Below are 10,964 nucleotides of genomic sequence, written 5' to 3'. Positions count from 1 at the left end.
TTACTCTCCCGCCAAAGGTCTAAAACGTCTGAGCTCTAATAACTTGTATCCTGTGTACTGACCCATAAGTAACACTACAGCTAAAATCACCAAGTGGATGCCAAGGAAGTTAAAGACCCAATGCTGAACCCAAGTGGCGCTCATGGCGAGATAGGCTAATGTTGCAACAAACAGGCTACCGCCGCCTTGTACTAACACCTCTTTAGCGCCTTCCTCTTCCCACAATATGGACATTCTCTCGATGGTCCAAGCCAAAATGATCATCGGGAAGAAGGTAATGGTTAGTCCTTCGCTGAGACCAAATTTATAAGAGATTAAGGTGAACAGGCCGATGATGCCTATCACCACTATGATCACCGCCGATATGCGGGAAATGAGCAGTAAGTTGAGTTCGGACAGGTATGAGCGGATCATTAAACCGAATGCCACAATGAGTAAAAATCCGATAAGCCCGGTCAGTAGTGTGGTTTGAATAAAGGCTAATGCGATCAGTACTGGCATAAAGGTACCTGAGGTTTTAATACCAATAATGACGCGTAAAAATACCACCATCAATACACCAATGGGGATCAGCAAAATCCCTTTAAACAGACTCTGTTCCTCTAGCGGTAATTGATACAGTGAGAAATCCAAGGCATCTTTATTTTTGAGCATATCGATAGAGGTCGCCAGTGCTGAGCGGGTATCTTGCAGCATCGAAAAATTGACCTGTGAATTTACCCCACCAACCACATCAAGGGTCGATTTACCTTTGCGATCCCAGATAAGCAGGTTATCTGGGCGACCTTGGGTACCATTAGCGGGGTTAAACAGTACCCATTCGCCTTGATGGTACACCTCAACGAAGGTGGTTAACTGTTGGCGACGACGCTGATCTTCTAAAAATAGCGCGTTGACTTTTTGCGCCGCAATCCCTTTGCTATTGAGCATTTGAATAAACAGATCGGCAGGAGTATTCCCCGACAATAAAAGCTCGATATTTTGGCTGCGATCGGTCGCATTAAAACTTTTGTTCAGTTGCTGGGCAAATGAGAGGTTAGTCGCGCTTCGAGACCATACCTCATCCATAATTTGCTCAGCGGCGGCTTGCTCGGTTGCAGGCCAGCTATAAGGTAGGGGAGGTTGAGGTTCCTGCAGGGCTATTACTTGGTTATTGCCTGTGGGGACTAGGGTGACTTTGTAATATAAGTCTTGTTGACCTATGGCATTACGGATAGACCAAGTGGCGTGACGCCCCATCTCATCTTCTGCGATGGTTAGACCATAGCCTGGGGATGTGGCATTTTCGACCAGTATTTCAAAGGCCGGATCACTGGGCAGCGAAAAGGTCACTTCTGCAGGTTCGCCCATGGCTTGAAAACTCACTTTGGCGTCAACAGCCCAGCTTTGTACCTGTTTGCCTGGTAGGAAAGGGACATTGTGTTCAATGCCGCGATAAACACTTGCCGCCACACCCGCTAAAAAGAGTAGCGCAACAACAATATAAAACGGTTTTCTAGAATGCATCAGCCAATAATCCTATGTTATTTCGTGCTCTGCTTAGGCATGGTTTTGCCATGAATAAAACTTTGCGCCACATCGACAACGGCGATATCTTGCATAAATTTACGTCCGAGCAGCAGTTGGTACTCTAAGTGGCTGCGATCGACAAGGTTTAGATCGGTCTCGGCTTTATATGGACCTATTTGTAAGTGAGCGTGGATCACTGGGCGACGATCACTTTCCTCATCTGATTCTTGTTTGATGCGTACGAAGCGCTCAACTTTAGACTCAAAGGTTTGTGATGGTTTGTCATAACCTTGGGTAAACACATCAAAACGTACCCATTGTTTACCATCACGTTCGAACAAAATAATATTGTGTGCATCTAATGAGGATGATTCGGCGCCAGTATCGATACGAGTCTCGAAGCCCGCTTTAACTTCGTCCATATAGACATTTTCCACCGCACCTAAAATAAACTTATCACCAATAGGGGACGGCTCGCACTGAATGGGAACTTCGATAATTTTCTTTTCTGGTTGCTGTAACTTGATGTTAGCCACTGATTGATTTAAGGCGTCAATTTGTTTCGAAAGGGCGCTAATGGCATCGAGCGCTTGTTCATGGCTTACATGACTACTCTTTATTAAGCTGGCTAATTCGCTCTGTTGTTGACTGAGGCTGCTATTGAGCGTGGCGGCATCAACCGGTATAGGCTTATTGACGTCGGTCGTTGCACAGCCTGCTAACAGGGTTGCAACGCTTATGGCTGTTATCTGTTTTAACATAGTCCATCCCATATACTATTTCAGTTAAACCAAATCTTTATTCGGTTGATTCTTGGTGGCGATAAATGTGGCGCGTTTTGGCGCTGGATATCCCTCGACAGTCAAACTGATATCATTGGGGTCAAGGTAATCCACCAGTGACTCATTAGGCATCCAGTCGGTACTGCGCTGCTCGGCCAATGAGGTAACATCAATATCCACACAGCGAACATCGGTAAAGTCGGCTTTTTCTAACCAAGCGGCTAAGGCTTTAGCCGAAGGTAAGAACCAGACATTGTTCATTTTTCCGTAACGGTCACCAGGGACTAATACGGTATTTTCATCACCATCGACCACTAATGTTTCTAATACTAGCTCACCTCCGGCACGCAATTGGTCTCGCAGCTGCAATAGGTGATCGATAGGCGAACGTCGATGATACAACACCCCCATAGAAAATACCGTATCAAAGGCATCCAGTGGCGGTAATGCCTCTATCCCTAAGGGGAGGAAGTGCACCGGATGATGTTCGCCGGCTAAACGCTTTACCGCTTCAAACTGACATAAAAATAACGGCGAGGGATCGATCCCTACCACATGTTTAGCCCCTTCACCTAACATGCGCCACATGTGGTAACCACTGCCACAACCTACATCGAGCACGGTACGGTTGGCCAGCGGTGAAATATGCGGTTTGACGCGATCCCATTTCCAGTCTGAGCGCCATTCGGTGTCAATATGGATACCGTGCAGATGATAAGGACCTTTGCGCCAAGGTTTAAAAATTTTTAATAAGTTTTGCAGTTTTTCACGTTCGCCGTCACTGAGTTGCTTACCACTGCCGATGGTGACACTCGTCGTAAAGTTAATCTCATCGGGCTCAGGATAATGCAACTTATTGAGAACTTTCTCCCACTTGGGTAAATCACCATGTTTATTATTGCGTTGCCATTGGCCCAAGATTGCGGGCAAGGTTTCGAGCCAATGTTGCAGGCTAGAGTCGGCAATCTGTTTGTAAAACGAACTGAAACTTATCACTTTATCGCCACCATTGAAGCAAAATTAAAACATTGGAACCACACACTAAAATGACTAAAGCCTTGGGCTTTTAATCGCCGCTCATGTTGTGGTAATGAGTCGGGTTTCATGACATTTTCAAGTGAACTGCGTTTCTGGCTGATCTCCAGTTCGCTGTAACCATTGGCGCGTTTAAAGTCTAAATGGAGTTCGTCGAGTAAGGCTTGTACTGGTGCATCCTCAAAGGTGAGCTTTTCTGATAACACTAAAATGCCACCGGGTTGCAGGCCGCGATAGATTTTATTGAGCAATGTTTCGCGGTCGTTTGGTGCTAAAAATTGCATGGTAAAATTTAAAATGACCATGGAGGCATTTTCAATTTCAATGTCGCGAATATCGCCGCAAATCAGATCCACAGGCGTATCGCTAACATAAGCATTTAAGTTTTGTTGACAGCGCTCAATCATAGATTGACTATTATCGACGGCAATAATTCGGCAATCGCGTCCGTCAAGGCGACGACGCACGCTAAGGGTGGCCGCGCCCAGCGAGCAGCCTAAATCGTACACCCGGGTATTGGGTGAGACACATTTGTCGGCGAAATCACCTAATGTACTGATAATTTGGGCATAACCTGGCACGGAACGCTTAATCATATCATTGAACACACCAGCGACCCTGTCATCGAATTGAAAGTCACTGATATTTTCACATGCTTGGGCGAATATTGTATCTTGAGATGAGTTCATGAGTATTGATTAGATTAATTCGATTTTTCATTCTAGCGAAACATCAGCGTTAGCAGCAAGCCTAGTACTGGAAATTCTGTAGAAAATTCTGTCTAATAGCCTAATTACAACATATATTTCACAACACCTTGACGTTCTAGGGAAGATCATTGAAATTACTTTATCCTTTACTCCTCGCCATGGCGTTGTGCATGTCTTCATGCGCACGTGCCGACAGTGAACTGTCGCCGTTAGTCTTGGTGATGGGTACCGACAGTTTTCCTTATCAGTTTGTTGATGATAGTGGTGAGCCTAAAGGCGTCTTGGTCGATTTATGGCGTGAATGGGCCGCGCAAACGGGCACAGTGGTTGAGTTTAAGCATTTAGATTGGCAAGACTCACTCGACCAATTGGCACAAGGCCATGCCGATATTCACATCGGCATGGGACATACTGACTCGCGTGAGTCGCGCTATGATTTCGCCGACGCTATCACTTCAGTTAATACCTATTTATACGTGCGTAAATCGCTACAGAATAAAAACCATTTACGCGACTTAATCCCATATCGAATTGGCGTTGTGAGTGGCTCATCTCATGAAGCAAATTTAATCAAGCAGTTAAGTGACCTTAATTTTCGCTACTATGAATCACGCGATGCACTGCTTAATGGCGTGATTAACGGCGAAGTTGATGTGTTTGCGGGGATGGAAGGGTATCTTCGCGATAAAGCGGTGAGCCGAGCAGTGATGGAAGCTTTTCCATTAGAGCATCGACTCTTAATTAAAACCATTCCTATTCTACCTGCCGTTAAACAAGGTAACCAAGTACTGCAAGCCAAAATCAATCAAGGTTTTCAATTAGTGACGCCGGCGATGCGTGCCGCGATAGAAAAGCATTGGTTGGGATTTAGCCATGATGCTAAACGGTTGATTATTGCCACGCCTGTGGGTATCGAGCCTTATGTCGATATTGGTGGCGATGGTCAGCCCCATGGTCTGTATATCGATATCTGGAGGTTGTGGTCACAAAAAACCGGTATCGCGGTCGATTTTCGCACCAACACCTTTGATGCCACCTTAGAGGATGTAGCTTATCGCCGCGCCGATATCCACATTGGTTATCCATTGGATGAGGCGTCGCAGACGGGGGGCGTCAATGCTGTGGCGGATAGTAGCCTCGCAACTACTTTTGCCGATACCCGTTACGCGGATTTACGGCCTGTATGGCAAACCTACCGAGTTAATAGTCATCTATTTAGTTACCAAAAGAGGTTAACTACTCTAGACAGCCTTGCGGGTCATCGAATCGGCGCGGTCGCGTCGGCACCCTATTTAGAACAATTGCACAACACCTTGCCAGACAGTGAGCTGCATTTATTTGATGATGTTGAGCAGATGATAGCCGCGGTGCAACAGGGTGATATCAACGCTTTTGTTGCGGCTTCAGCATGGACACAGCACTATTTAATCAAGGCCGATGCTTGGCAAGATTTTTACCCTTACCGGGAGCTCACATTCAGCAGTGATATTTATGCGTTAACCCGCAGCGAAGATGAGGGACTGATTAAACGTATCCGCGCTGGATTTAACCTCATCTCGGCAACTGAGCTGGCTAATCTCGAAAGTAAATGGATTTTAGACAACAATGACAGGACGGTAAAAGCGAGCACGACAGCGCTGCCACTCAGTCCAGCGCAGCAGCGCTATTTAGCTAACCTTAGGCCACTTAAAATCGGTTACCTGCAAGATTGGCCGCCGATGGAGTTTGAAGGCGAAGATGGCCAGTTTCAGGGGATTAATCATGACATTAGCCAACGTTTGGCGGCGCAGCTGCATCTGACGTTTGTTCCCGTGATGTTTAAGGACTGGAGCAGCATGCTGGCTGCACTCAAGCGGGGTGATATCGATATTGTCGGCAGTGTCGCCTTAACCGCTGAACGTGAAAAAGAGTTGGTGTTTTCAGGCCCTTATTGGCCATCTCCCTGGGGATTGGTGACGAACCTTAATAATGCTTTGGTCTTTAGTTTGGCGCAGATGAGTGGCAAACGTTTGGCAATCGTCGAAGGCTATCATTTGATCCCACAGCTGATGAATGACACCCTAGGCATAGCGCTTATTTTAGTCCCCAATACGCGTGCAGGTATTGACGCTGTACTACAAGGTACCGCCGATGGTTTTATTGAAAAAGTGATCAACATGGGCGTTGAGCTTAGCGACAGCGATCATCGTCAATTAAAAATGTCGGTGTTAGCCGATTACTCCGATCAGCAGAGCCATTTTGCATTAACCGCACAACTGCAACCGTTAGTGCCGCTGCTCGATAAAGCGATTGCACAATTGTCTACCGCGCAGCAACAGCAGATCTACCAGCGTTGGATTGAGCAAGAACCCCCTCATTCGTTTGTGTCTATCAGTTGGAAACAAGCCTTTTATCTCTTGCTGGTGGTCGTATTAATGCTGATGCTAGCCTTATGGTGGCGCAATGCTGTTCGAAAGCGCCAAAGCTACCGCCCCCATGATATAGGGGCGAGCTTAGCTACTTTATCGACGTCGACGCCAGAGTTTGACCCATTAACAGGCTTGCCCAATCGCAGCATATTAGATGATAGATTAACGCAAGCGATATTAACTCATCGCCGTGAAATGCAGCCTTTTGCCGTGCTGTTTATCGATTTTGATAATCTAACACAGCTCCAGCAGCGCCTAGACACCACGCAAAGCCAGCAGCTGATGAACTTGGCCATAAATAAGCTCAGCGCCTTGGTGAGAAAATCTGATACCTTGGCCAAGTTTAACGAGCAGCAGCTGGTGGCTATTCTTAATCATAGCAAAGATCTGACCCAGGCCTGCCAAGTGGCACAGGCGATTATCGATACTTGCTCAGCGCCTTTTGCGATCGATGCTGAAGATGTGGCACTATCGGTCAGTATTGGAGTGGCGATGTTCCCACGCGATGGCGACAATGCGGTTGAGATACTCAAAAAAGCCGATGAGCGATTATCGCGGGCCGCCGCACAAGGTGGTAGCTGTTATCGTAGTGCGTGATCATAGTAACGGTTAATCGCCAATTGTTGGATATTTGTCCATCCCACAGGTTTACTTCATGTTAAGACGATGAAGTTGTTTTGAAATCGGCAATATTTCACTATAATGCCGCTTTTGTCATGTATTGAATATTCCTCAAGCACCGCTTTGTGGATGAAAGGAAAGGGTTAGATGCGCAGTCATTATTGTGGAGACGTCAACGGGTCTCATGTTGGAGAAGAAGTCACTCTTGTCGGTTGGGTTAATCGTAGCCGTGATTTAGGTGGTGTTGTTTTTCTAGATCTCCGCGATCGTGAGGGTATTGTTCAGGTTGTGTATGATCCAGACTTGCCTGAAGTGTTTGACATAGCCAGCACCTTGCGTGGTGAGTTCTGTGTACAAGTTAAAGGGATAGTGCGTGCCCGTCCTGCAAGCCAAGTCAATGACCAGATGCGTACTGGCGAAATTGAAATTTTGGGTAAAGAGCTGCTTATCCTTAACAGCGCTGCGCCACTGCCCATCAACATGGACAAAAACCAGCATAACACCGAAGAGCAGCGTCTTAAGTATCGCTACTTAGATTTACGTCGCCCAGAAATGGCAGAACGCATTGTATTTCGCTCAAAAGTGACCAGTGCCGTGCGTCGTTTCCTCGATGGCAATGGTTTCCTTGATATTGAAACACCTATCTTAACCAAGGCGACACCGGAAGGCGCGCGCGATTATTTAGTGCCAAGCCGCACTTATAAAGGCCAATTCTTTGCCTTGCCACAGTCGCCACAACTGTTTAAACAGTTGTTGATGATGTCAGGTTTCGATCGGTACTATCAAATTGTTAAGTGTTTCCGTGACGAAGACTTACGCGCCGACCGTCAACCAGAATTCACTCAAATCGATATCGAAACCTCGTTTATGTCATCGCAGCAGGTGATGGCCAAAACCGAAGAGATGGTTCGTGGACTGTTTCAAGATCTGCTCAATGTCGACTTAGGTGAATTCCCTAAGATGACCTTTGCAGAAGCGATGCGTCGTTTCGGATCTGATAAGCCAGATCTACGTAACCCGCTTGAATTAATTGACGTAGCAGACTTAGTTAAAGACGTCGACTTTAAGGTATTCCAAGAACCTGCTAACGATGCAGATGGTCGCGTCGCCGTATTGTGCGTGCCTGGTGGCGCTTCGCTGTCGCGTAAGCAACTTGATGAATATGGCAAATATGTCAACATCTATGGTGCCAAAGGGCTAGCCTGGATGAAGGTCAATGAGCTAGAAAAAGGGCTTGAAGGGATTCAATCTCCCGTGCTTAAGTTCCTTAGCGAAGAGGTGGTTGACGCTATTTTAAGTCGCACCAATGCATCTAATGGCGACTTAATCTTATTTGGTGCCGATAAAGCGAACATCGTTGCCGAGGCAATGGGGGCACTACGTCTGAAAGTGGGTGAAGATTTCAACTTACTGCAAGGTGAGTGGAAACCGCTGTGGGTTGTGGACTTCCCAATGTTTGAGCGCACATCAGATGGCGGTTTACATGCCATGCATCACCCATTCACAGCGCCAAGTGGCATTAGCCCTGCAGAGCTTGAAGCTAATCCAACGGCAGCCATCTCTGATGCATACGATATGGTGCTCAACGGTTGTGAACTTGGCGGTGGTTCAGTGCGTATTCACAACAGTGAAATGCAGTCAGCGGTATTCCGCATTTTGGGTATTAATGATGAAGAAGCCCAAGAAAAATTTGGCTTCTTACTCGAGGCGTTAAAGTATGGCACGCCACCACATGCAGGCTTAGCCTTCGGACTTGACCGTATCGTGATGTTGATGACTGGCGCCACATCGATTCGTGATGTCATGGCGTTCCCTAAAACCACCACTGCGGCCTGTCCGTTAACTAATGCCCCAGGGTTTGCCAACCCGGTCCAGCTCGATGAGCTCGGTATCTCAGTGGTTGAAGCTAAACCTGAAGCCAAGCAAGACGCAGAATAACAAGATAAACATAGCCGAGCGAAAGCTCGGCTTTTTCGAGAACGTTTCGAATAAGGAGTCAGTTATGGCCGGTCACAGTAAATGGGCCAACATCAAGCACCGTAAAGCAGCGCAAGATGCCAAACGCGGTAAATTATTCACTAAATTCATTCGCGAATTGACCGTCGCCGCCCGCGAAGGGGGCTCAGATCCCGATTCTAACCCACGTTTGCGCGCCGCTATCGATAAAGCCTTATCCAACAATATGACTCGTGACACAGTAGAGCGTGCTATTAAGCGCGGTGCTGGTGAACTCGATGGTCAAGTATTAGAAACTATTATGTACGAAGGCTATGGGCCGGGTGGCACTGCGGTGATGGTTGAGACCATGACCGACAATCGCAACCGCACCGTATCAGGCGTACGTAATGCCTTTAGTAAATCGGGTGGTAACTTAGGCACCGACGGTTCTGTCGCTTATCTGTTTGAAAAGCGCGGCGTGATCTCCTTTGATGAAGGCTGTGATGAAGACACCATTATGGACGCGGCACTCGATGCCGGCGCCGATGATGTGGTCACCCATGATGATGGGTCGATTGATGTGTACACCACTCCTGAAGATTTTGGCGCGGTTAAAGATGCGTTAGATGCAGCGGGCCTTGAAGCTGTGAATGCTGAAGTGACCATGGTACCGTCGACCAAAGCGGAATTGGATGCCGATACCGCACCTAAGTTTCTACGACTTATTGATAATCTTGAAGATCATGACGATGTACAAGAGGTGTATCATAACGCAGAGATTGCCGATGATATCTTACAGGCCTTAGAGTAATGCCATGCCCATCATTTTAGGTGTTGACCCAGGATCGCGGATCACAGGTTATGGCGTTATCCAGTGTCAGGGAAGACACCAAATTTACCTCGGCAGTGGTTGCATACGCACCCAAGCCGATGATTTACCCTCTCGTTTAAAAATTATATTTGATGGCATTAGCGAAATTATTCGTCAGTATCAACCCGACGAATTCGCCATTGAACGGGTTTTTATGGCCAAGAATGCCGACTCAGCCTTAAAGCTGGGACAGGCGCGTGGCGCGGCGATAGTGGCCGCCACCAATGCCAATTTACCGGTAGCCGAATATTCAGCCACCCAGATAAAAAATGCCGTGGTGGGGACTGGTCGGGCGCAAAAGTCTCAAGTGCAGCACATGATCCAGCAAATATTAACCTTACCTGCAGCGCCCCAAGCCGATGCGGCTGATGCTTTAGGTGTTGCAGTATGCCATTTTCATACCTATCAGAGCCTGATAGCCATGGGCGGTAAAGCCAGCAGTAGAACATACGGAAGATACAGATGATTGGTCGTTTACGGGGGGTATTGGTAGAGAAACAAGCCCCAGAAGTCTTGCTTGACGTTAGCGGTGTGGGTTATGAATTACAGCTGCCACTGACCAGTTTTTATGAGTTGCCCGAGCTTAACCAAGAAGTGGTGATTTACACCCATTTTGTGGTGCGTGAGGATGCGCAGCTCTTGTACGGTTTTGTCACCAAACAAGAACGCGCATTATTTCGTTTATTGATTAAAACCAATGGGGTAGGGCCGAAATTAGCGTTAACTATTTTGTCGGGTATGAGCGCCAGTGAGTTTGTTAAATGTGTTGAACATGATGATATTGCGACCCTAGTTAAACTGCCGGGCGTTGGCAAGAAAACCGCCGAACGTTTATTAGTTGAGATGCGTGATAAACTGAAGAGCCTAATGGAAGCTTCACAAGGCTCCGAGCGTGAATTTGTCTTGCAATCAAACTACTCAGCTAAGCCGCAGGTCAATTCAGCCGAAGAAGATGCCATCGCCGCATTATTGTCGTTAGGTTATAAACCCGCACAAGCGAGTAAAGCGGTCTCTGGGGTGTATCAAGAAGATATGGACTCAGAAACCCTGATCAAAGCCGCGTTAAAGTCGATGTTATAGCCTGTTAAGT

The 10,964-nt window shown here is 47.1% G+C and carries 9 protein-coding genes; 5 read left to right on the top strand and 4 right to left on the bottom strand.

From position 1 onward, the window contains the following. Genes DVO77_RS08440 through cmoA form a run of 4 tightly spaced genes read right to left on the bottom strand, consistent with a single transcriptional unit; the run spans position 1 to position 4,015 of the window. Positions 1-1,506 carry an inactive transglutaminase family protein gene (locus DVO77_RS08440; protein ID WP_119978005.1) on the bottom strand — a complete coding sequence of 502 codons (1,506 nt, stop codon included), beginning with the start codon at positions 1,504-1,506 and terminating at the stop codon, positions 1-3. 17 nt (positions 1,507-1,523) lie between these two features. Next, positions 1,524-2,270 carry an ATP-dependent zinc protease family protein gene (locus DVO77_RS08435; RefSeq protein ID WP_110457745.1) on the bottom strand — a complete coding sequence of 249 codons (747 nt, stop codon included), beginning with the start codon at positions 2,268-2,270 and terminating at the stop codon, positions 1,524-1,526. Positions 2,271-2,294: 24 nt separating this feature from the next. Beyond that, entirely contained in the window at positions 2,295-3,287 is a 993-nt protein-coding gene (cmoB, locus tag DVO77_RS08430; protein WP_119978004.1) for a tRNA 5-methoxyuridine(34)/uridine 5-oxyacetic acid(34) synthase CmoB, read from the bottom strand. Continuing rightward, positions 3,284-4,015, bottom strand: a complete 732-nt coding sequence (cmoA, locus tag DVO77_RS08425) for a carboxy-S-adenosyl-L-methionine synthase CmoA (protein WP_110457743.1) — start codon at positions 4,013-4,015, stop codon at positions 3,284-3,286. Before cmoA ends, cmoB begins: the two co-directional genes overlap by 4 nt. 191 nt (positions 4,016-4,206) lie before the next feature. On the opposite strand from cmoA, the gene DVO77_RS08420 reads away from it, so the two are divergent. The 5 genes from DVO77_RS08420 to ruvA all read left to right on the top strand — a co-directional run bounded on the left by DVO77_RS08420 (position 4,207) and on the right by ruvA (position 10,954). Further along, entirely contained in the window at positions 4,207-7,041 is a 2,835-nt protein-coding gene (locus DVO77_RS08420; RefSeq protein ID WP_249038135.1) for a transporter substrate-binding domain-containing protein, read from the top strand. Positions 7,042-7,212: 171 nt separating this feature from the next. Beyond that, positions 7,213-9,003 carry an aspartate--tRNA ligase gene (gene aspS, locus DVO77_RS08415; protein ID WP_119978003.1) on the top strand — a complete coding sequence of 597 codons (1,791 nt, stop codon included), beginning with the start codon at positions 7,213-7,215 and terminating at the stop codon, positions 9,001-9,003. A 64-nt stretch (positions 9,004-9,067) separates the two neighbouring features. Beyond that, on the top strand, positions 9,068-9,814 hold the full coding sequence (locus DVO77_RS08410) for a YebC/PmpR family DNA-binding transcriptional regulator (RefSeq protein ID WP_110457741.1): 747 nt from the start codon (positions 9,068-9,070) through the stop codon (positions 9,812-9,814). 4 nt (positions 9,815-9,818) lie between these two features. Further along, positions 9,819-10,340 carry a crossover junction endodeoxyribonuclease RuvC gene (gene ruvC / locus DVO77_RS08405; protein WP_110457740.1) on the top strand — a complete coding sequence of 174 codons (522 nt, stop codon included), beginning with the start codon at positions 9,819-9,821 and terminating at the stop codon, positions 10,338-10,340. Further along, entirely contained in the window at positions 10,337-10,954 is a 618-nt protein-coding gene (gene ruvA / locus DVO77_RS08400) for a Holliday junction branch migration protein RuvA (RefSeq protein ID WP_119978002.1), read from the top strand. The genes ruvC and ruvA overlap by 4 nt, the downstream gene beginning before the upstream one ends. The last annotated feature ends 10 nt before the right edge of the window (positions 10,955-10,964 follow it).

It is taken from the genome of Shewanella algidipiscicola, from assembly GCF_003605125.1.
Taxonomy (GTDB): domain Bacteria; phylum Pseudomonadota; class Gammaproteobacteria; order Enterobacterales; family Shewanellaceae; genus Shewanella; species Shewanella algidipiscicola.
This window is presented reverse-complemented; position numbering and strand designations above follow the sequence as displayed.